This window comes from Pseudomonas sp. rhizo25 (assembly GCF_031931935.1).
Taxonomy (GTDB): Bacteria; Pseudomonadota; Gammaproteobacteria; order Pseudomonadales; family Pseudomonadaceae; genus Aquipseudomonas; species Aquipseudomonas synxantha.
Map to the genome: position 1 here is coordinate 289,240 of NZ_JAUJXA010000004.1, position 22,489 is coordinate 311,728.

11 protein-coding genes are annotated in these 22,489 nt (G+C 61.6%); 6 read left to right on the forward strand and 5 right to left on the reverse strand.

Features of this window, described 5'->3' with window-relative positions; translation table 11 throughout:
• Nucleotides 1-148 precede the first annotated feature (148 nt).
• Nucleotides 149-4,102 (reverse strand): trifunctional transcriptional regulator/proline dehydrogenase/L-glutamate gamma-semialdehyde dehydrogenase, encoded by a 3,954-nt coding sequence (putA, locus tag QZR30_RS11215; RefSeq protein WP_311903309.1) that lies wholly within the window; start codon nt 4,100-4,102, stop codon nt 149-151.
• Nucleotides 4,103-4,563: 461 nt separating this feature from the next.
• On the opposite strand from putA, the gene putP reads away from it, so the two are divergent.
• From putP to QZR30_RS11235, 4 genes are all read left to right on the forward strand, one after another.
• Entirely contained in the window at nt 4,564-6,048 is a 1,485-nt protein-coding gene (gene putP, locus QZR30_RS11220; protein ID WP_056847135.1) for a sodium/proline symporter PutP, read from the forward strand.
• A 197-nt stretch (nt 6,049-6,245) separates the two neighbouring features.
• Entirely contained in the window at nt 6,246-8,267 is a 2,022-nt protein-coding gene (gene tssI / locus QZR30_RS11225; protein ID WP_068966027.1) for a type VI secretion system tip protein TssI/VgrG, read from the forward strand.
• Nucleotides 8,267-8,992 carry a DUF4123 domain-containing protein gene (locus QZR30_RS11230; RefSeq protein ID WP_311903310.1) on the forward strand — a complete coding sequence of 242 codons (726 nt, stop codon included), beginning with the start codon at nt 8,267-8,269 and terminating at the stop codon, nt 8,990-8,992. The genes tssI and QZR30_RS11230 overlap by 1 nt, the downstream gene beginning before the upstream one ends.
• Before the next feature lie 96 nt (nt 8,993-9,088).
• Nucleotides 9,089-9,925: a 23S rRNA (adenine(2030)-N(6))-methyltransferase RlmJ gene (locus tag QZR30_RS11235; RefSeq protein WP_046070598.1), complete on the forward strand. Its 837-nt coding sequence runs from the start codon at nt 9,089-9,091 to the stop codon at nt 9,923-9,925.
• Between the two features lie 136 nt (nt 9,926-10,061).
• Here the strand turns inward: QZR30_RS11235 and msrA are convergent, their stop codons facing one another.
• The 4 genes from msrA to aceE form a co-directional block, all read right to left on the reverse strand.
• Entirely contained in the window at nt 10,062-10,709 is a 648-nt protein-coding gene (msrA, locus tag QZR30_RS11240) for a peptide-methionine (S)-S-oxide reductase MsrA (protein ID WP_311903311.1), read from the reverse strand.
• Nucleotides 10,710-10,781: 72 nt separating this feature from the next.
• Entirely contained in the window at nt 10,782-13,475 is a 2,694-nt protein-coding gene (locus tag QZR30_RS11245; protein ID WP_311903312.1) for a putative bifunctional diguanylate cyclase/phosphodiesterase, read from the reverse strand.
• 303 nt (nt 13,476-13,778) lie between these two features.
• Nucleotides 13,779-15,419, reverse strand: a complete 1,641-nt coding sequence (gene aceF, locus QZR30_RS11250) for a dihydrolipoyllysine-residue acetyltransferase (protein WP_311903313.1) — start codon at nt 15,417-15,419, stop codon at nt 13,779-13,781.
• An 11-nt stretch (nt 15,420-15,430) separates the two neighbouring features.
• Entirely contained in the window at nt 15,431-18,076 is a 2,646-nt protein-coding gene (gene aceE / locus QZR30_RS11255) for a pyruvate dehydrogenase (acetyl-transferring), homodimeric type (protein ID WP_046070602.1), read from the reverse strand.
• Between the two features lie 383 nt (nt 18,077-18,459).
• On the opposite strand from aceE, the gene glnE reads away from it, so the two are divergent.
• Nucleotides 18,460-21,399, forward strand: coding sequence for a bifunctional [glutamate--ammonia ligase]-adenylyl-L-tyrosine phosphorylase/[glutamate--ammonia-ligase] adenylyltransferase (glnE, locus tag QZR30_RS11260; protein WP_311903314.1), 2,940 nt, complete (start codon nt 18,460-18,462; stop codon nt 21,397-21,399).
• A gap of 54 nt (nt 21,400-21,453) precedes the next feature.
• Nucleotides 21,454-22,488, forward strand: coding sequence for a lipopolysaccharide heptosyltransferase II (gene waaF, locus QZR30_RS11265; RefSeq protein WP_057023463.1), 1,035 nt, complete (start codon nt 21,454-21,456; stop codon nt 22,486-22,488).
• Nucleotide 22,489 lies beyond the last annotated feature (1 nt).

The window sequence follows — 22,489 nt, forward strand, 5'->3', positions numbered from 1 at the left end:
ATTGATCTGGGTGATGGAAGGGCAAAACGCAGGCAGGTAATTGAAGTGCAGTCAATGTGGGAGGGGGCTTGCTCCCGATAGCAGTGTGTCAGTGTCCAATGTGCTGACTGACACTCCGCTATCGGGAGCAAGCCCCCTCCCACAGGTTTTAACCGATAGTCATCAGGCTGGCGTTACCGCCTGCCGCTGCGGTGTTGACGCTCAACGCCCGCTCGATCACCAATCGCTCCAAGGCAATGGCCGTCTCACCCTGAGACATACCATGCACCCCAACAATCGCCCCACCACGCTGCGCCACTTGCTGGCATACCGCACGCAATTGGTCGGAATCGCCGTGGTGCAGGACGGCATCGAACACCACGTCGTCCTTGGTCCAGTCAGCCACGCGCTTGATCTTCGCCTGAATATCCTTCGGCAGGCGTGCGAACAACGCTTTGGTCAGCTCGGTTTCCGGCCATACCGCCGAGCCGCCTACCGCCAACACCGCCGCCAGTTGAGTGAGCAAGTCGCCTTCCACTTCAGCCAGGCACAGCACGTGCTCGCGCGGCAGGATGGCATAGCTGTTGCGCTCACCGGTCGGGCCGGCCAGTTGGCGGGTGATACCGCTTTGCGACTGCGCGGCAAACTGCGTGCACAGCGCGCTCAGTTCACTGAACTTATTGCTGTCGGCCCAGGACTTCAGAGAGGTCAGCGCTTGGCTCATGGCATCGCGCAGACGTACATCCGGCGCCGCCAACTTGTCACCCCGTACAAAGGATTGCTCGATCGCATCGGTAGGACGAGTCGACAGCAGGCGGTACAGGTACAGCGGGCCACCGGCTTTCGGGCCGGTGCCCGACAGGCCTTCGCCGCCGAACGGTTGCACGCCGACCACGGCACCCACGATGTTGCGGTTGACGTAGACGTTACCGGCATTGACGTTGTCGATCACCTTGGCGATGGTTTCGTCGATGCGGGTGTGCACGCCCAGGGTCAGGCCGTAGCCCGACGCGTTGATCTGGCCGATCAACTGGTCGATCTCTTTGCGCTTGTAGCGCACCACGTGCAGCACCGGGCCGAAGATTTCCCGTTGCAGCTCGTCGAAGCTTTCCAGTTCGATCAGGGTTGGCGTCACGAAGGTGCCGCGCTTGATCTCTTCACCGTCGGCAATCGCCACCTGGTACACCGTGCGGCCTTTATCGCGCATGGCCTGGATGTGTTTTTCGATGCCGGCCTTGGCTTCGGCGTCGATCACCGGGCCGATGTCCACCGACAGGCGCTCAGGGTTGCCCAGGCGGCATTCAGCCATGGCGCCCTTGAGCATTTCGATCACGCGGTCTGCCGAATCTTCCTGCAGGCACAGTACACGCAGGGCCGAGCAGCGTTGGCCGGCGCTGTCGAAGGCCGAGGACACCACGTCGATCACCACCTGTTCAGTGAGTGCCGACGAGTCAACGATCATTGCGTTCTGGCCACCGGTTTCGGCGATCAGTGGGATCGGGCGACCCTGGGCGTCCAGGCGCCCGGCAACATTGCGTTGCAGCAGGCGCGCAACCTCGGTGGAGCCGGTGAACATCACGCCTTTGACGCGATCATCACCCACCAGGCGGGCACCGACGCTTTCGCCCTGGCCCGGCAGCAGTTGCAGCACGCCTTCCGGAATACCGGCTTCGAGCAGGATGCGCACGGCTTGGGCGGCGACCAGCGGGGTTTGTTCGGCAGGTTTGGCCAGTACCGGGTTACCGGCGGCCAATGCTGCAGCAACCTGGCCGCTGAAGATGGCGAGCGGGAAGTTCCATGGGCTGATGCATACCACCGGGCCCAGTGGGCGATGGGCGTCATTGGTGAAATCGTTGCGCGCCTGCACCGCGTAGTACCGCAGGAAGTCCACGGCTTCACGCACTTCGGCGATGGCGTTGGCGAAGGTCTTGCCGGCTTCGCGGGCCAGCAGGCCCATCAGCGGCTGGATCTCGCCTTCCATCAGGTCGGCGGCACGCTCCAGGATCGCGGCGCGTTCGGCGGGCGGGGTGGCCTGCCAGATCGGTGCGGCGCTGATGGCGCACTGGATCGCGTTGTCGACGTCTTCGACAGTGGCTTCCTGTACGTGGCCGACCACATCACGCAGATCAGACGGGTTCAGCACCGGCTGGGCCGCTTCCTGGCTGGAGGCGCAACCGAGCATCGGCGCGGCTTTCCAGTTGTTGTGGGCGGTAGCCAGCAAGGCGCAGGACAGCGACGCCAGGCGGTGTTCGTTGGCCAGGTCGATACCGGCCGAGTTGGCGCGGTCGCTGCCATACAGGTCACGCGGCAGCGGAATACGCGGGTGCGGCAAGCCGAAGCCACCTTCCAGCGTAGCCATCTGCTCGATGCTGGCCACTGGATCGGCCACCAGCTCCTGGATCGAGATCGATTGGTCGGCGATACGGTTGACGAATGAGGTGTTGGCGCCGTTTTCCAGCAGGCGGCGTACCAGGTAGGCCAGCAGCGTTTCGTGGGTACCGACCGGCGCGTATACGCGGCACGGACGGTTCAGCTTGCCTTCGGAAACCTTGCCCACCACTTGTTCGTACAGCGGTTCACCCATGCCGTGCAGGCATTGGAACTCGTACTGGCCGGGGTAATAGTTCTGACCGGCGATATGGTAGATGGCCGACAGGGTATGGGCGTTGTGCGTGGCGAACTGCGGGTAGATGGCTTCCGGCACCGACAGCAGTTTGCGTGCGCAGGCAATGTAGGAAACGTCGGTGTACACCTTGCGGGTGTAGACCGGGTAGCCTTCCAGGCCCTCGACCTGGGCGCGTTTGATTTCGCTGTCCCAGTACGCGCCTTTTACCAGGCGGATCATCAGGCGATGGCGGCTGCGGCGGGCCAGGTCGATGACGTAGTCGATCACATACGGGCAACGCTTCTGGTAAGCCTGGATCACAAAGCCGATGCCGTTCCAGCCAGTCAGTTGCGGCTCGAAGCACAGGCGCTCGAGCAGGTCCAGGGACAGCTCCAGGCGGTCGGCTTCTTCGGCGTCGATGTTCAGGCCGATGTCGTATTGCTTGGCCAGCAAGGTCAGCGACAGCAGGCGCGGGTACAGCTCGTCCATCACACGCTCGTACTGTGCGCGGCTGTAGCGCGGGTGCAGGGCGGAAAGCTTGATGGAGATGCCCGGGCCTTCATAGATCCCGCGGCCATGGGAGGCTTTGCCGATGGAGTGAATGGCTTGTTCGTACGAGGCCAGGTACTTCTGGGCATCGTGTTCGGTGAGTGCGGCTTCACCGAGCATATCGTAGGAATAACGGAAGCCTTTGGCTTCGAACTTGCTCGCATTGGCCAGGGCTTCGGCGATGGTTTCGCCGGTGACGAACTGCTCGCCCATCAGGCGCATGGCCATGTCGACGCCCTTGCGGATCATCGGCTCGCCGCTTTTGCCGATGATACGGCTCAGGGACGAGGTCAAGCCCGCCTCATTATGGGTAGCGACCAATTTGCCGGTCAGCAGCAGGCCCCAGGTGGCGGCGTTGACGAACAGCGACGGGCTGTTACCCAGGTGCGGCTGCCAGTTACCGGTGCTGATCTTGTCGCGGATCAGCGCGTCACGAGTGCCTTTGTCCGGGATGCGCAGCAGCGCTTCGGCCAGGCACATCAGTGCCACGCCTTCCTGGGACGACAGGGAGAATTCTTGCAGCAGGCCTTGGACGATACCGGCACGGCCACCGGCGCTCTTCTGATTGCGCAGTTTTTCGGCAATCGAGGCGGCCAGTTTGTTGGTGGCTTCGGCCATTTCGACCGGCAGGCGCGCCTGCTCGATCAGCATCGGTACCACTTCCGGCTCTGGGCGGCGGTAAGCGGCGGTGATCGAGGCGCGCAGGACCGATTGCGGCAGGATGCTTTCGGCGAACTCCAGGAAGCATTGATGGGCGTGATCGGCCTGGATCTCGCCTGCGTCTTCGGCGTCCTTGCTGCCCGAACCATTGAGCTCGGACAGGGTTGCACCACCCTCGAGTTTCTCCAGGTAATTGAAAATCGCCTGTTTGATCAGCCAGTGCGGCGTGCGATCAATTGAGGTCGCAGCGGCCTTAAGGCGTTCGCGGGTCGGGTCATCGAGTTTGACCCCAAGGGTGGTCGTTGCCATCTTTTTATCCTCATGGGTGCCACTACCGAGTGGCATCTGCTGGCCGCAAGATTAGCTTTGCCCATGCGCAGGTGCAACCGGGTGCAACCCTTTTGTTCAGTAAATTTTCGACGGTTGATCGGAAAAAATATGGCCCACGGCCGAATCCGCTTTGCATTGGTGCATTTGCTTCTGAGATCCGCTGTTCTTGCTCCGAAAAGGAGCAAAAACAGGGCGTTTATCCAGAAACACACTTGGGTGCAACTTATTCGAAAGAAACTGGTTGCACCTTATTTGCTTTGTTGAATAGCATTCGCGCACCAAGGTGCAACCATCTCTAGGGGTGGTTCATCGGCTGGCGGCTTTCCTGGGGAAACGCCAGTCATAAATGCGCGGCATGCGGGCTCGTCTATCCGGTTACTGAACCGATGGTCGTCCGACTGACCGTCGCTACATAAAAACAAAGCCAGGGCGTCACTCCTATGAGCGTTAGCAATCCAACCCTGATCACGTTCGTGATCTACATCGCAGCAATGGTGCTGATCGGCCTGATGGCCTATCGCTCCACCAACAACCTTTCCGATTACATCCTCGGCGGTCGCAGCCTCGGTAGCGTGGTAACAGCCTTGTCAGCCGGTGCTTCCGACATGAGCGGCTGGTTGTTGATGGGCTTGCCGGGCGCGATCTACATGTCCGGCCTGTCGGAAAGCTGGATTGCCATTGGCCTGATCGTCGGTGCCTACCTCAACTGGTTGTTCGTGGCCGGCCGCCTGCGGGTGCAGACCGAACACAACGGCGACGCCCTGACCTTGCCGGATTACTTCTCCAGCCGCTTCGAAGACAAAAGCGGCCTGCTGCGGATCATCTCCGCCGTGGTGATCCTGGTGTTCTTCACCATTTACTGCGCTTCCGGCATCGTCGCCGGTGCCCGCCTGTTCGAAAGCACCTTCGGCATGTCCTATGAGACTGCGCTGTGGGCCGGTGCTGCGGCGACCATTGCCTACACCTTTATCGGTGGTTTCCTGGCGGTCAGCTGGACCGACACCGTACAAGCCACACTGATGATCTTCGCGCTGATCCTGACGCCGATCATCGTGCTGCTGGCGACCGGCGGTGTAGACACCACCTTCCTGGCTATCGAAGCCAAGGACCCGACCAACTTCGACATGCTGAAGAACACCACCTTCATCGGCATCATCTCGCTGATGGGCTGGGGCCTGGGTTACTTCGGCCAGCCGCACATCCTTGCGCGTTTCATGGCAGCGGATTCGGTGAAGTCGATCGCCAAGGCGCGTCGCATCTCCATGACCTGGATGATCCTGTGCCTGGGCGGCACCGTGGCAGTGGGCTTCTTCGGTATCGCCTACTTCTCGGCGCATCCGGAAGTGGCAGGCCCGGTGACTGAAAACCCTGAGCGTGTGTTTATCGAACTGGCCAAGCTCCTGTTCAACCCATGGATTGCCGGTGTATTGCTGTCTGCGATCCTGGCGGCGGTCATGAGTACTTTGAGCTGCCAGTTGTTGGTGTGCTCCAGCGCCCTGACTGAAGACTTTTACAAAGCGTTCCTGCGCAAAGGCGCTTCCCAGCTTGAGCTGGTATGGGTCGGCCGAATCATGGTGCTGGTAGTGGCCTTGATCGCCATCGCCATGGCCGCCAACCCGGAAAACCGCGTACTGGGCCTGGTCAGCTACGCCTGGGCAGGCTTCGGCGCTGCGTTCGGCCCTGTGGTGCTGATCTCGGTGATCTGGAAAAACATGACTCGCAACGGCGCACTGGCCGGCATTCTAGTCGGCGCGATCACCGTCATCGTGTGGAAGCACTTCGAACTGCTGGGGCTGTACGAAATCATCCCAGGCTTCATCTTCGCCAGCCTGGCGATCTACTTCGTGAGCAAGATGAGCGCACCGACTGCGGGTATGGTCGAGCGCTTTGATGCGGCGGAAAAAGACTACAACCTCAACAAGTAAATCCTTGGGCGTTTAACGCCTGTTGAACGAGTGAAAAAGGCCCGCGTCCTGAGGATGCCGGGCCTTTTTTTGTGCGAGCCTTCGGCTGCTGACGAATGAAGCCAAGGGTAGGACCTTACTGATTTGCCTGCGAGGAGTCCTGGCCGGCAACAAGCTGGTGCAGAATCGACCGCCCACCCTTCGCAGAGAAACACCGGATGTTCGCTCCTGCCAATCAAAGTGCATTTACCCTGGCCCTTGATGGGGTGCCCAGCGACTTAAAGGTGTTCAAGTTCAGCGGCACCGAGGCCATCAGCCAGCCTTACCGTTTTGAACTTGAGCTGGTCAGCGAGCAACCGGATCTTGATTTGGAGGGCTTGCTGCATCGCCAGGTGTACTTGAGTTTCAATGAGCAGGGCCATGGTGTTCACGGCTTGGTTTATCGGGTCGCCCAGGGCGATTCCGGGCGGCGTCTGACGCGTTACCAGCTCAGTCTGGTGCCGCACTTGGCGTACCTGGCGCATAGCAGTCAACAGCGTGTCTTCCAGCTTAAGACGGTGCCGCAGATCATTGTGCAGGTGTTGGTGGGGCAAGGGATTCACAGCGATCGTTTCGAGTTCCGGTTGAGCGGCCATTACCCTGAGCGCGAATATTGCGTGCAGTTCGGCGAGACCGACCTGGCGTTCATCCAGCGCCTGTGCGCCGAACTGGGCATTCACTATCACTTCCAGCATTCGCCCGAAGGGCACCTGCTGGTGTTCGGCGATGACCAGACGGTGTTTGCCCAGGCGGATCAGCCCACACCTTACCGACCCGGTTCGGGAATGGTTGCCGATACCCCTGCAATCAAGCGTTTTTCGCTGCAACTGGCGACCTGTGCCACGGCGGTGAACCTGCGCGATTACGATTTTCAAAAACCGCACCTCGAGATGCAAGCCACGGCCGCTGACACGCCGTCGCCGAAGCTTGAAACGCAGCAATTCCCCGGCGCTTTTTCCGACCGGGTCCATGGCAAATATCTTGCCCAGCGTAGCTTGGAGCGGCATCGCAGCGGCTACCGGATCGCACGCGGCCAGGGGGATGAGCCGGCGTTGGCCAGCGGTAGGTTCCTGCAGTTGAGGGAGCATCCGTGCGAGGGCTGGAATGACTTGTGGTTGGTAACGCACGTGACCCATGAGGGCAAGCAGCCCCAGGTGCTGGAAGAGGCGGTCACCGAGGTGGCTGGCGGGGAGTTCCGCCAGGGGTACTGCAATGCGTTTGTCGCCACACCCTGGGATGCGATCTTCCGCCCGCCCTTGCCTGAGCGTCCACGTCCCAGCGTATCGGGTTATCAAAGCGCAGTGGTCACAGGCCCGGTTGACAGTGAAATCCATTGCGACGAGTACGGCCGGGTCAAAGTGCAGTTGGCCTGGGATCGCGTCGGTGAGCACAACGAGCATTCCAGTTGCTGGTTGCGTGTCGCCAGCGCCTGGGCCCATGACCGCTATGGTGCGGTGCTGATCCCCAGGGTCGGTATGGAGGTGCTGGTAGGTTTCGTCAATGGTGACCTGGATATGCCGCTGGTGGTGGGGTGCCTGCCCAATGCCGCCAAGCGGGTGCCGCTGGATCTGCCGGCAGACAAGACCCGCAGTATCTTGCGTAGCCAGAGCAGCCCGGGCGGTGGAGGCTACAACGAACTGCGTATCGAGGATCGCAAGGGCGCCGAAGAGATCTACCTGCGGGCCCAGCGGGACTGGACCCAACATGTGCTGCACGACCAGCAAGTGCAGGTCGATAACCTGCGGCGCGTGCGAGTGGGCGGCGAGTCGCACCATGAGTTGCAGGGTGGGGAGCAGCGCATCACCCATGGCAATCGCCTGGTTGAACTCAAGCAGGATGACCATCTGGTGGTCGGCGGTTCACAGCATCTGCGTGCGGGGCAAACTGTCCAGTTGGGGGCGGGGCAAAGCATCGTCATTGATGCGGGGGCCAGCGTGACGATTCAGGCAGGCGGGCAGTCGATCACGCTGTCGGCGGGTGGGATCTTCAGCAGTGTGCCGATCCAGCTCGGCGGGGCGCCTGCTCCAGCGGTTGCACCGCTGATGCCAGGCGCGAAGGAAACGTTGCTGGCGGTGATACCTGCCCCGTTAAGCCGCGTGCAAGTGGCCAGCCTGACGCGCAGCGCGCCGTTTTGTGAAGAGTGTGAACGCTGCAAGAACGGGCAGTGTGATGTCAGCGCCCATGCACGGAGTTTGCCCTGATGACTTCGCCCTTGACGCCCAGCGCGTGGCTGGCGCACTACCCCTTGCAGCCCAATGAACAGGTGTATGCCGTGCTCGGCAGTGCCAGCGACGCCAGGCCGTTCGCTGCCTGGCACGCCATGGCAGCTGGAAAGCCACCACAAACGATCTGGGCCGGCACGGCCTATGGCGATTGGAGTGAGGTGATGCCTTACGTGGCTATCGTCGAGCCAGGCAGCGCCTTCCTCGATTGGGTCGCTACCACCCGGGCAGTGGATTGGGGTTGGCTGGCAGTATCGCCCTGGCCGCTGGAAACCGTGATCGAGCATTTGAAGGGCGTGACCCAGGTGTACCTACCTGAAAACCAGTCAGTATTTTTGCGCTTCTGGGATGGGGCGCAGTTTTTACCGATGTTGCAGCACTTGGGTGACGAGGCGGGGCGTGTGTTACCGGTGTTCCAGCGCTATCTGATCAACGGTCAGCCGTTGTCAGTGACGCCGCGCCCGATCACGCCGGCCAAGCCCAGCCCTTGGTGGCGAGTGCCGCCGCCATTGCTGGCATACCTGGCGCAGCAGTCACCGCTGGTATTGATCGACAACCTGCTGCAATGGCTCCAAGAGCAGCGCCCCGACCTGTACACCGCGTTTACGCCAGCCACTTTGCAGCACAAGGTCGCCTACTTCGTGCGCAGGCCGGATATCAGCCAGGCAGCACTGGCTGACTACCTGGCCGCGCAGTTGAGTTGAGCCTACGGCGATAGCGCGACTCGGTACCGCCCGCCATGCGGCCCTGCACCTTTACGCCGGTAAAAGGTAAACTCCGGCCCCTGCGCAGGAGCAACCATGAACTATCGTCACGCCTTTCACGCCGGCAACCACGCCGATGTCTTCAAACACCTGACCTTGACCCGCCTCATCGCCCTGATGTCGCGCAAGGAGCAGCCGTTCGCCTACCTCGACACCCACGCCGGCATTGGCCTGTACGACCTGCAGGGCGACCAGGCCAACCGCACGGGTGAATACCTGGAGGGCATCGCCCGCCTGTGGGGAGCAAGCGACCTGCCGCCGCTCACCGCTGACTACATGCGCGTGCTGCACGAGATGAACCCGGATGGCCAGTTGCGCTATTACCCGGGCTCGCCGGAGCTGGCCCGACGCCTGACGCGGCCACAGGACCGCGTGCTGCTTAACGAAAAGCACCCGGAAGACGGCGTGCTGCTCAAGGACAACATGAAGGGTGATCGCCGCGTCAAAGTGCACCTGGGCGAAGGCTGGCACGTGCCACGCGCCATGCTGCCAGTGCCGGAAAAGCGCGCGCTGATGCTGATCGACCCGCCGTTTGAACAGCTTGATGAAATGCAGCGTTGCGCGGCGTCCCTCAAGGAAGCGGTCAGCCGTATGCGCCAGACGGTCGCGGCGATCTGGTACCCGGTGAAGGACCAGCGCATGTTGCGCCGCTTCTACCAGGACCTAGCCGGCACCGGTGCGCCGAAGTTGCTGCGGGTGGAGTTGCTGGTGCATCCCCTGGACACCCCCAACACCCTGACCGGCTCGGGCCTGGCGATTGCCAACCCGCCGTGGGGTTTGGAAGAGGAGTTGCGTGAGCTGCTGCCGTGGCTGTCCAAGAAGCTTGGCCAGACCCAGGGTGGCTGGCAGATGGATTGGCTCATCGCCGAATAACTGTTCCCAAACCAAACACAGAACCAAATGTGGGAGGGGGCTTGCTCCCGATAGCGGAGTGTCAGTTACAGCTGTAATGGCTGGCACTCCGCTATCGGGAGCAAGCTCCCTCCCACATTTTCGATTTATGGTGACCTTAGATCGGGCAGATCACGCCAGTGCCGCCGATTCCGCAGTAACCCTGCGGATTCTTCGCCAGGTACTGCTGGTGATACGCCTCGGCGAAGTACACCGTCGGTGCTTCGTCGATTTCAGTGGTAATAGTACCCACGCCGGCTTTGGTCAATTCGGCTTGATAAGCCTCGGCGCTCTCTTTCGCCGCCGCCAATTGCTCTGGCGTGGTGGCATAAATCACCGAACGGTACTGGCTGCCGATGTCATTGCCCTGGCGCATGCCCTGGGTCGGGTTATGCAGTTCCCAGAACATCTTCAACAGGTCTTCATACTTGACCTTGGCCTGGTCATACACCACCAGCACCACTTCGCTGTGGCCGGTCAGGCCAGAGCAGACTTCTTCGTAGGTCGGGTTCGGCGTGAAGCCGCCGGCATAGCCGACCACTGTGCTGACCACGCCGTCGCGTTCCCAGAATTTACGTTCCGCACCCCAGAAACACCCCAGGCCGAAGATTGCAAAGCCGACGTCATCAATGAACGGGCCCAGCAGCGGGTTGCCGTTGACGAAGTGGGTCTCTGGCAGCGCCATTGGGGTTTCACGGCCAGGCAAAGCTTGTTCTTGAGTAGGCAGCACGTTTTTGTTCACCAGAATTTCCGAGCGCAAGACCATGATCAGTCCTCTCGTCAGGTTGAGTAGCAGTAAATTGTCAGACAGCCAGTGTGCCCGAGTGTTACAGCGCTGTCAGGCGATTGGCCCGCGGGGATAGCGTTTAAGCTTCTCCAGCAGCTCTGCACCGGGGATCGGCCGGTCGAACAGGTAGCCCTGGCCCACATCGCAGCGATGCCGGCGCAGGAACGCCAATTGCTCGGCAGTCTCGATGCCTTCGGCCACCACCTTGAGCTTAAGGTTGTGGGCCATGGCGATCACCGCCGAGGTGATCTCCATGTCGTCCTGGTTATCCGGGATTTCGTGGATAAAGCTGCGATCAATCTTAATGATGTCGATGGGGAATTTTTTCAAGTAGCTCAGCGACGAGTACCCGGTGCCAAAGTCATCCATGGCCAGGGTCAGGCCGAAGCTCTTGAGCTGGTCCAGTTGCAAGCGCGTGTCTTCGGTGGCCTCCAGCAGCAAGCCTTCGGTCAGCTCCAGCTCCAGCAGGTTGGCCGGCAGTTGTTCTTCCTTGAGGATCGTGGCGATCGAGGCCACCAGGTCCGGGTCGGAAAACTGCTTGGGCGACAGATTGATCGCCACCTGCAGATTGCCCATGCCTGCAGCGCTCAACTGTCGGCTCATGCGACAGGCCTGGCGGGCGATCCATTTGCCGATGGGGATGATCAACCCGGTCTCTTCGGCCACGCTGATGAACTGGTCGGGGCGGATCATGCCCTTTTCCGGGTGGTTCCAGCGCAGCAGCGCCTCCATGCCCAGCAGGCGACCGCTGCGCAGGCACAGCTTGGGCTGGTAGAACACGTCCAGCTCGTTCTGGGTCAGGGCGCGGCGCAGGTTGTTTTCCACGAACAGCTTGTAGCTGGCCTCGGCGTTCAAGGCTTCGGTAAATACCTGCACCTGGTGCTTGCCGTTGGCCTTGGCCTTGTGCAGGGCCAGCCCGGCGTTGCGCATCAGGGTCTGCGGGTCGCGGCCATGCAGCGGCGCGCAGGCCAGGCCTACGGAACCGGTGACGCTGATCAGCTGGTTGTCGACGAACATCGGCTTGTCGAGGGTGGCCAGCAACTGGCAGGCCACCTGTTGGCCAGTCTCCAGGTCAGCGTCGTCCAGCAGCACGGCGAATTCGTTACTGGCAAAGCGTGCCAGGCTGCCGCCGCTGCTCAAGCTGTTGCGCAGGCGGCGGGCCAGGCTGATCAGCAACTTGTCGCCGGTCTGGTGGCCGAGGCTGTCGTTAATGCGCTTGAAGTTGTCGATATCCACCAGCAGCAGGCTGATCGGGCTGTCGCTGTCGCGGGCAAAGCGCTCATCGAGGTTGCGGATAAACGCCGGGCGGTTGCCCAGGTTGGTCAGGTTGTCGGTGTAGGCCAAACGTTCAATGCGCTGTTGCGCCAGCTTGGTCTGGGTGATGTCTTCGTAGATGCCGATGTAGTGGGTCAGCTCGCGGTTGTCGCCGTACACCTTGGAAATCGACAGTTGGCCCCAGTAGGGTTCCAGGTTCTTGCGCCGGCTCTTGAACTCACCCTGCCAGCTGTTGCTTTTGGCCAGGGCCGACGGCGCGTCGAACAGCAATTCGCTGAGATTTTCCAGGGCCGGTAGTTGGGCCAGGCGATGGCCGTGGACTTCTTCGGCGCTGTACTGGGTGATCGCGGTGAAGCTGGGGTTGACGTACTCCACCACGCCGTCGCAGTTGACCAGCAGAAAGGCGTTGGCGCTTTGTTCCACTGCACGCTGGAACAGGTGCAGGGCGCTGGTGGCAGTGCGGCGGTTGTGATTGTTGATCACCTGGGCGAACTGGTCAGCCAACTCGCCGGCAAACGCGATCTCATCGGACTGCCACGCCCGCGAGCTGCCGCTTTGTTCCAGGCACAGCACGCCGACTACCTGGCCGTCGACCCGAATGCTGGCGTCGAGCATCGCGTGAATATCTTTGGCGCGCAGGCTTTCGGCCATTTCCCGGGTGCGCGGGTCGCGCAGGGCATGAGTGGCGTCGATGGCACGGCTGGAGTGCAGGGCTTCCAGGTAATCCGGGAAACCACTGGCGTCGATGGTGTCGGGCAGGCGGTGCTGCTGGTCGGCACGGTGGTACGCCGAGATCGGCACCAGGCGCTGACCTTCCAAGTTCCAGATGCTGGCGCAATCGATCTGGTAGATGTCGCAGGCGCTGCGGGTAATCAGCTCGGCGGCTTCTTGCAGCGAATTGGGCGTGGTGTAGCGCTGGCGGGCCAGCAGCAGGATCAACTCCTGCTGGGCGCGTACCCGCTCCAGGTGTTGCAGCTGTTCTTGCTGGGCACGCTGGTTGAGTTCCAGGGCGATCTGCAGGCGGCTGTTCTGGTTTTCCAGGTCTGCAGTCGGGGCGGGCGCGGTGGCATCACCGAACAGCCCGTCGACCACCATCAGGTAGCCGCGCAGCAGATGGCGGTTGTGTTGTTTGTAGGCCTCGCCCATTTCCAGCAGGCTCATCGGGCCGTCATGGGTGTGCAGGGTGTAGCGCACCAGGTAATGGGGGCTATGGGTCAGTTGCTGCTGGATCGCGTCGTGCAGCTGATAGCGGGCCTGGGGCTCCATCAGGCTGGCGTAGGGCGTGCCGATCAGGGCACAGAGCTCCACCGCGGGCAGGCCAAACTGGCGCTCGCAATTGGGATCGAGGTACAGCAGGGCCCAGCTTGCCTCATTAAGCCGCTCGAAACGCAGCATACCGAGGCGCGAAGGCACCGGTAATTGCGTCACTACCTCGGCCGCCATACGGGCGACATCGGGTTGGCTTTTCATGGGGAAACTCGCTTGGGAAAATGCGCGTGGCGCCCGGCTCACGCCCTCTTTACTGTCGCCTGCGGCAAGGTTGCATCATGCGGCACGCACTGACAAGAGAGGATGAAGGCTAAGTGCTATAAGGCGGTTATCGGCCGCGCGAAGGATTTCTGCAATCGAAGTGACAGAAGGTGTACAAACCTGTCCTGTGCGTACACCGAGCGCGCAAAAAAAGCCCCGCCAAGCGGCGGGGTTGAGGTACGAGCGTGGCGCTCGGAAATCGGTGCGGCAGGGGCCTTCCCGGTGAAGGGAAGGCCCTGCGGCTTACAGCAGGATGGTGCGGATGTCGTTCAGCAGCTGGCTCAGGCGCTGGGTGAAGCGCGCCGCCGCGGCGCCGTTGATCACACGGTGATCGTAGGACAGCGACAGTGGCAGCATCAGCTTCGGCTGGAACGCTTTGCCGTCCCACACAGGCTGGATGGTGGCCTTGGAAACACCCAGGATCGCCACTTCCGGCGCGTTGACGATTGGCGTGAAGCCAGTGCCGCCAATGTGACCGAGGCTGGAGATGGTGAAGCAGGCGCCCTGCATGTCGTCCGGGGTGAGCTTCTTGTCGCGGGCCTTTGCAGCCAGTGCAGCGGCTTCGGCAGCGAGTTGCAGCAGGCTCTTCTGGTCAACGTTCTTGATGACCGGCACCAGCAGGCCATCCGGGGTGTCGACCGCGAAACCGATGTGCACGTATTTCTTGCGGATGATCGCCTTGCCACTTGGCGCCAGCGAGGCGTTGAAGTCCGGCAGTTCCTTGAGCAGATGCGCGCACGCCTTGAGCAGCAGTGGCAGCACGGTCAGCTTCACGCCGGCCTTTTCGGCCACGGCTTTCTGCGCAACGCGGAAAGCTTCCAGGTCGGTGATGTCGGCCTGGTCGAACTGGGTCACGTGCGGGATGTTCAGCCAGCTCGCGTGCAGGCCGGCCGCGCCGATTTGCATCAGGCGGGTCATCGGCACTTCTTCGATTTCGCCGAAGCGGCTGAAGTCCACGGTACGGATCGGCGGAATGCCCGAACCACCGGTAGCGCCACCGGCAGCCGGCGCTTCCTTGGCTTTTTGCATCATGGCCTTGACGTAGACCTGCACGTCTTCTTTCAGCACGCGACCGTGAGGACCCGTGGCCGACACAGCATTGAGCTCAACGCCGAACTCACGGGCCAGTTGACGCACGGCAGGGCCAGCATGCACCTTGGCACCGCTTGGCGCAGGTGCGGCAGCAGCAGGGGCGGGTGCGGCCTCGGCTTTCGCAGCAGGTGCTGGGGCAGCAGCGGCCGGAGCTGCTTCAGCCTTGGCAGCCGGAGCAGCCGCTGGTGCTGGAGCGGCTGCCGGGGCAGCACCTTGTACTTTCAGCTTGAGGATGAAGTCGCCAGTGCCGACTTCGTCTTCCAGCTTGACCGCGATGCTTTCCACCACGCCGGCAGCCGGCGAAGGGATCTCCATGGAGGCCTTGTCGGACTCCAGGGTGATCAGCGACTGGTCGGCTTCGACGGTATCGCCGACCTTGACCAGCAACTCGATGATCTTGGCCTTGCCCGACGAACCGATGTCCGGGACGTGGATATCTTGAACGGTGGCGGCGGCAGGTTCAGCAGCCGCAGCGGCAGGCGCTTCGGCTGGCTTTTCAGCGGGTGCTGGGGCAGCAGCGGCAGCAGGAGCCGCCGCCGCAGGGGCTGCATCAGCAGCGCCTTCGATTTCCAGCTCCAGCAGTTCGTCGCCTTCTTTCAGGCGGTCGCCCAGCTTCACTTTCAGGCTCTTGACCACGCCGGCCTTGGGAGCAGGGATTTCCATGCTCGCCTTGTCCGATTCCAGGGTCAGGATGCTCTGGTCGGCTTCGACGGTGTCACCGACCTTCACAAACAGCTCGATTACTTCACCTTCACCGCTGCCGATGTCAGGTACGCGAATGAGTTCGCTCACAAAAAATCTCCTCAGCAGTCCAGTGGGTTGCGTTTTTCCGGGTTGATCCCGAACTTGACGATGGCGTCAGCCACCACCTTGGGTTCGATCTCACCACGGTCAGCCAAGGCTTCCAGGGCTGCCAACACCACGAAGTGACGGTCGACTTCGAAGAAGTGACGCAGCTTCTTGCGGCTGTCACTGCGGCCGAAACCATCGGTGCCCAGGACTTTGAATTCCTTGGACGGGACCCACTGGCGAATTTGTTCAGCAAACAGTTTCATGTAGTCGGTGGAGGCGATAACCGGACCCTTACGGCCGGCCAGGCACTCTTCGACGTAGCTCAGCGCAGGCTTCTGGCCAGGGTGCAGGCGGTTGCTGCGCTCTACGGCCAGGCCGTCGCGACGCAGTTCGTTGAAGCTGGTCACGCTCCACACGTCGGCGCCGACGTTGAACTCGTCACGCAGGATCTTGGCCGCTTCACGCACTTCGCGCAGGATGGTGCCGGAGCCCATCAGTTGCACGTGGTGCGCCGCTTCCTTGGTGTCTTCTTCGAGCAGGTACATGCCCTTGATGATGCCTTCTTCCACGCCGGCCGGCATGGCAGGCTGCTGGTAGGACTCGTTCATCACGGTGATGTAGTAGAAAACGTCCTGCTGCTCTTCGGTCATCTTCTTCATGCCGTCCTGGATGATCACCGCCAGCTCGTAGCCGTAGGTTGGATCAAAGGTGCGGCAGTTCGGGATGGTGGCAGCCAGGATGTGGCTGTGACCGTCTTCGTGTTGCAGGCCTTCGCCGTTCAGCGTGGTGCGGCCGGCGGTGCCGCCGATCAGGAAACCACGGGTACGGCTGTCGCCTGCTGCCCAAGCCAGGTCGCCGATACGCTGGAAGCCGAACATCGAGTAGAAGATGTAGAACGGCAGCATCGGCTGGTTGTGGCTGGAGTACGAAGTACCGGCAGCGATGAAGGAGCTCATGGCGCCCGCTTCGTTGATGCCTTCTTCGAGGATCTGGCCCTTCTTGTCTTCCTTGTAGAACATCACCTGGTCTTTATCGACTGGCTCGTAGAGCTGGCCGACGGAAGAGTAGATGCCCAACTGGCGGAACATGCCTTCCATACCGAAGGTACGGGCTTCGTCCGGGATGATCGGCACGATGCGCGGGCCGATTTCCTTGTCCTTGACCAGTTGCGCAAGGATGCGCACGAAGGCCATGGTGGTGGAGATCTCACGATCGCCCGAGCCGTCAAGGATGGCCTTGAGGGTGCTCAGGTCCGGTGTCGGTACGCTGAAGCTGTTGGCGCGGCGCTGTGGCACGAAACCGCCCAGTGCACTGCGACGCTCGCTCAGGTAGCGGGCTTCGGCGCTGTTTGGCTCAGGCTTGAAGAACGGCAGGTTCTCCAGCTCTTCGTCCTTGACCGGGATGTCGAAGCGGTCGCGGAACAACTTCAAGCTGTCGACATCGACTTTCTTGGTGTTGTGCGCGGTGTTCTTCGCCTCGCCGGCACCGGTGCCATAACCCTTGATGGTCTTGGCCAGGATGACGGTGGGTTGTTCTTTGTGGTTGACCGCCTGGTGATACGCCGCATAGACCTTGTACGGGTCGTGGCCGCCACGGTTGAGCTTCCAGATCTCGTCGTCGGACAAGTCGGCAACCATCGCCTTGAGTTCAGGCGTGTTGAAGAAGTGCTCGCGAACGAACGCGCCGTCTTTAGCCTTGTAGTTCTGGTACTCGCCGTCGATGACTTCGTCCATGCGACGTTGCAGGATACCGTCGACGTCCTTGGCCAGCAGTGGGTCCCAGAAACGGCCCCAGATGACTTTGGTCACGTTCCAGTGGGCGCCACGGAACACGCCTTCGAGTTCCTGGATGATCTTGCCGTTGCCGCGAACCGGGCCGTCAAGGCGCTGCAGGTTGCAGTTGATGACGAAGATCAGGTTGTCGAGCTTCTCGCGGCCGGCCAGGGAGATGGCACCCAGGGATTCCGGCTCGTCGCACTCGCCGTCACCCAGGAAGCACCAGACTTTCTGCTTGCCTTCGGGGATGAAGCCGCGGGCTTCCAGGTACTTCATGAAGCGTGCCTGGTAGATCGCCTGGATCGGGCCCAGGCCCATGGAAACGGTTGGGAACTGCCAGAAATCAGGCATCAGCCAAGGGTGCGGGTAGGACGACAGGCCCTGACCGTCGACTTCCTGGCGGAAGTTGTTCATTTGTTCTTCGCTGATGCGACCTTCCATGAACGCACGGGCGTAGACGCCTGGCGAGGTGTGGCCCTGGAAGTAGATCAGGTCGCCGCCGTGTTCGTCGGTCGGGGCCTGGAAGAAGTAGTTGAAGCCGATGTCATACAGGGTTGCGCTGGAAGCGAAGCTGGAGATGTGACCGCCCAGGTCAGAATCTTTCAAGTTCGTGCGCATTACCATCGCCATGGCGTTCCAACGTACCAGCGAGCGAATGCGGCGTTCCATGAACAGGTCGCCAGGCATGCGTGCTTCGTGGGTAACGGGGATGGTGTTGCGGTATGGCGTGGTGATGGCGTAGGGCAGTTGCGAGCCGCTGCGGGTCGCGAGTTCGCCCATACGGGTCATCAGGTAGTGAGCACGGTCTTCGCCTTCTTTGTCGAGAACCGATTCCAGGGCGTCCAGCCATTCCTGGGTTTCGACGGGATCGAGGTCTTGCATGGCTTGCTCCAGGGCGGAAAGGCTACCAGAATCGGTTGCCTGAAGTTTGCGACTGGCCTTGTGGGCAGACGACATAAATTCTTGGATGGCCGAAGGTTGCTTCGGCGTCCTGTAGTTTTACTACAAATCGTCGGCCATTTCAGCCTTTCGAATGTATATACGAGTAGTAAAACTACACAAGACTGAGCGTATGGCTCGGTCTGGCTGGTGAGCATAATCGTTATTGTTGATCTTTTGCGAACAAGAAAAGGTGAAAGTTTAATGCTGTCTGCCAAGATTGATTTAATTTCAGCTATTTATAACCTTTGTTCGACAGTCCATCACCGAGGGTGGTTCTTGCGTTCACAGCCACAGGCCATTTACGCGCCGATCAAGGATAGACCATGAGCCTTCCCACGCTGGCCGAACTACCAGCCATTCTCCTGCCTTACGCCAGCCGGGCCGAGCAGTCATTTCGTGACGCAGTGGCCGCGCTGGATGACGATCATGGCCTTTCTGCGTGGACGCCGCAACGCTGGGCCGACTTCGCCCGCGTGTGCGCAGCCAGTGATTTTGTCATTGAACAGAGTGTTCGTGACCCTTTGATGTTGCTCGAACTGGCGGCCTGGGGCGAGCTGGACCGCGGCTTTGCGCCCGGTGAGCTGTGCAGCCAGATTGCTGGCGCAGTGCAACAAGCCGAAACAGAAGATGAACTGGGCCGTGTGCTGCGCCGCCAGCGCACGCGCCAGCAAGTACGCATCATCTGGCGCGACCTGACTCGCCAGGCTGACCTGGTGCAAACCTGTCGCGATCTCTCTGACATGGCCGATGCCAGCATCGACCAGGCCTACCAATGGTTGTACCAGCGCCACTGCGCCCAGTTCGGCACGCCCACCGGGCGACGCAGCGGTGAAGCCCAGCACATGGTTATCCTCGGCATGGGCAAGCTCGGTGCGGTGGAATTGAACCTGTCGTCGGATATCGACCTGATTTTTGCCTACCCTGAAGGTGGCGAAACGGTGGGTGTGAAACGCTCCCTGGATAATCAGGAGTTTTTCATCCGCCTTGGTCAGAAATTGATCAAGGCCCTCGACCCGATGACCGTCGACGGCTTTGTCTTTCGCGTGGACATGCGCTTGCGTCCCTACGGCTCGTCCGGCGCCTTGGTGCTCAGCTTCAACGCGCTGGAGCAGTACTATCAGGATCAGGGCCGGGACTGGGAACGCTACGCGATGATCAAGGCGCGGGTGGTGGCCGGCGATCAGGTGGCGGGCGCGCAGTTGCTGGATATGCTGCGGCCGTTCGTCTACCGCCGCTACCTGGATTTCTCCGCCATCGAAGCGCTGCGCACCATGAAGCAGTTGATTCAGCAGGAAGTGCGGCGCAAGGGCATGGCCGACAATATCAAGCTGGGTGCGGGCGGCATCCGCGAGGTGGAATTTATCGCCCAGGCGTTCCAGTTGATCCACGGTGGTCGCGACCTCAGCCTGCAACAGCGTCCGTTGCTGAACGTGCTGGGCACCCTGGAAGGCCAGGGTTACCTGCCGCCGGCGGTGGTCACCGAGTTGCGCAATGGCTACGAATTCCTGCGCTACACCGAACACGCGATCCAGGCGATCGCCGATCGCCAGACGCAAATGCTCCCTGATAGCCCCGAAGACCAGGCGCGTATCGCCTTTATGCTGGGTTTCAGCGATTGGGCCGCGTTCCACGAACGCCTGATGTACTGGCGTGGTCGTGTGGACTGGCACTTCCGCCAAGTGATTGCCGACCCGGATGAAGAGGAAGGCGAAGAAAGCGAGCTGGTCGTCGGTGGCGAATGGTTGCCGCTGTGGGAAGAGTCCCAGGATGAAGACGCCGCTTGCCGCCAACTGGCCGAAGGTGGTTTCACCGATGCGCCCAAGGCCCTCAAGGCCCTGGCCGGCCTGCGCGGTAGCCCGCAATTGCGTGCCATGCAGCGCCTGGGGCGTGAACGCTTGGACGCGTTTATCCCGCGCCTGCTGGCCCAGGCCGTCGAGCACGCCAACCCTGACCTGGTGCTGGAGCGTGTGTTGCCGCTGGTGGAAGCGGTCGCCCGGCGTTCGGCTTATCTGGTGTTGCTCACGGAAAACCCCGACGCCCTGCGTCGCCTGCTGACCCTGTGCGCCGCCAGCCCGTGGATCGCCGAGCAGATCACCCGTTTCCCATTGTTGCTGGATGAGTTGCTCAACGAAGGCCGTCTGTTCAAGCCGCCGCTGGCGCCGGAACTGGCCGCCGAGCTGCGCGAACGCCTTACGCGCATTCCCGAAGATGACCTTGAGCAGCAGATGGAAGCCCTACGACATTTCAAGCTGGCGCACCGCTTGCGGGTAGCCGCCTCGGAAATCGCCGGCAGCCTGCCGTTGATGAAAGTCAGCGACTACCTCACCTGGCTGGCCGAGGCGATTCTTGAACAAGTGCTGGCCCTGGCCTGGCGCCAGACTGTCGCCCGCCACGGCGCGCCGCAGCGCCTGGACGGTACCCTGTGCGATCCTGGGTTCATCATTGTCGGTTATGGGAAAGTCGGCGGCATCGAACTGGGGCATGGTTCGGACCTGGACCTGGTGTTTATCCACGATGGCGACCCCCAGGCCGAGACCGATGGCGCCAAGCCGATTGACGGCGCGCAGTTCTTTACGCGCCTGGGCCAGCGGATCATTCACCTGCTGACCACCCAGACCAACTCGGGCCAGCTCTATGAAGTGGACATGCGCCTGCGGCCTTCCGGCGCATCCGGCCTGCTGGTGAGTTCTCTGGGCGCATTCGACCGCTATCAACAAAATGAAGCCTGGACCTGGGAACATCAGGCCCTGATACGCGCGCGGGTGCTGGTCGGCAGCCAGGATGTGGGTCAGGCATTCGAGCGGGTACGCGCTAAAGTGTTGGGACGTGAACGGGACTTGGCCAAGCTGCGCCAGGAGGTCAGTGAGATGCGTGCCAAGATGCGCGATAACCTCGGTACCCGGGCCACGGCGGCCGGCCGGGGCGCCAATGCCTTCGAGGCTGCGGCGGTGTTCGATCTCAAGCAGGACGCCGGAGGTATCGTCGATATTGAATTTATGGTGCAATACGCGGCTTTGGCGTGGTCTGCGCACCATCCATCGTTGCTGCGCTACACCGATAATATTCGCATTCTGGAGGGCCTGGAGCAGGTTGGGCTGATGCCCGCCGCCGATGCCCATTTGTTACGCGAGGTGTATAAGGCCTACCGGTCCGCCGCGCACCGCCAGGCCTTGCAGAATGAGGCCGGCACGGTCGCCGGGGATCAATTTGCAGACGAGCGGCGCCAGGTGATGCGAATCTGGCAGGCGTTGGGCTTGAGCTGAAACACTATTAGGGCGGGGAGGCATAAGCCTCCCCGCATCGTTTGTGGAAACTACATGAATATTCTGATCGTTGGGCCCAGTTGGGTCGGTGACATGGTGATGGCACAGACACTGTTCCAGTGCCTGCGGCAGCGCTATCCAGACTGCCAGATCGACGTGCTCGCCCCTGAGTGGAGCCGGCCGATCCTGGAGCGCATGCCCGAGGTGCGCAAGGCCTTGAGCTTTCCGCTCGGCCACGGCGCCCTGGAACTGGCGACCCGTCGGCGCATCGGCAAGTCCATGGCCGGCCAGTACGACCAGGCGATCCTGTTGCCCAACTCGCTCAAGTCGGCGCTGGTGCCGTATTTCGCCGGCATCCCCAAGCGCACCGGCTGGCGCGGCGAGTTTCGCTATGTGCTGCTCAATGACGTGCGCACCCTGGATAAAGCCCGCTACCCGCTGATGATTGAGCGTTTCATGGCCCTGGCGTATGAGCCGGGCGCCGAGTTGCCCAAGCCCTATCCGCGCCCCAGCCTGCAGATCGACCCCGTCACCCGCGATGCGGCGCTGGCCAAGTTCGGCCTGGCTCTGGATCGGCCGGTGTTGGCCTTGTGCCCAGGCGCCGAGTTTGGCGAGTCCAAGCGCTGGCCGTCGGAGCATTACGCCAAGGTCGCCGAGACCAAGATCCGCGAAGGCTGGCAGGTGTGGCTGTTTGGTTCGAAGAACGATCATTCGGTCGGTGAAGATATTCGCCAGCGCCTGATTCCTGGCCTGCGAGAGGAAGCGACGAACCTCAGTGGCGACACGTCCCTGGCCGAGGCTATCGACCTGCTGTCCTGCGCCGACTCGGTGGTGTCCAACGACTCCGGCCTGATGCATGTGGCGGCAGCGCTGAACCGCCCGCTGGTGGCGGTGTACGGCTCCACCTCCCCAGGGTTTACCCCGCCCTTGGCCGACAAGGTCGAAGTGGTGCGCCTGGGCCTGGATTGTAGCCCCTGCTTTGACCGTACCTGCCGTTTCGGTCACTACAACTGCCTGCGCCAATTATTGCCGCAGCCGGTAACCGATGCCTTGCAGCGGTTGCAGGGCGACGTGGTCGAGGTTCGCTGAG

Coding starts and splice junctions, on each gene's coding strand:
- msrA (WP_311903311.1), bottom strand. CDS start 10,709: ATGGTCTTGCGCTCGGAAATTCTGGTGAACAAAAACGTGCTGCCTACT.
- tssI (WP_068966027.1), top strand. CDS start 6,246: ATGTTCGCTCCTGCCAATCAAAGTGCATTTACCCTGGCCCTTGATGGG.
- QZR30_RS11235 (WP_046070598.1), top strand. CDS start 9,089: ATGAACTATCGTCACGCCTTTCACGCCGGCAACCACGCCGATGTCTTC.
- aceE (WP_046070602.1), bottom strand. CDS start 18,076: ATGCAAGACCTCGATCCCGTCGAAACCCAGGAATGGCTGGACGCCCTG.
- QZR30_RS11230 (WP_311903310.1), top strand. CDS start 8,267: ATGACTTCGCCCTTGACGCCCAGCGCGTGGCTGGCGCACTACCCCTTG.
- waaF (WP_057023463.1), top strand. CDS start 21,454: ATGAATATTCTGATCGTTGGGCCCAGTTGGGTCGGTGACATGGTGATG.
- glnE (WP_311903314.1), top strand. CDS start 18,460: ATGAGCCTTCCCACGCTGGCCGAACTACCAGCCATTCTCCTGCCTTAC.
- putP (WP_056847135.1), top strand. CDS start 4,564: ATGAGCGTTAGCAATCCAACCCTGATCACGTTCGTGATCTACATCGCA.
- putA (WP_311903309.1), bottom strand. CDS start 4,102: ATGGCAACGACCACCCTTGGGGTCAAACTCGATGACCCGACCCGCGAA.
- QZR30_RS11245 (WP_311903312.1), bottom strand. CDS start 13,475: ATGAAAAGCCAACCCGATGTCGCCCGTATGGCGGCCGAGGTAGTGACG.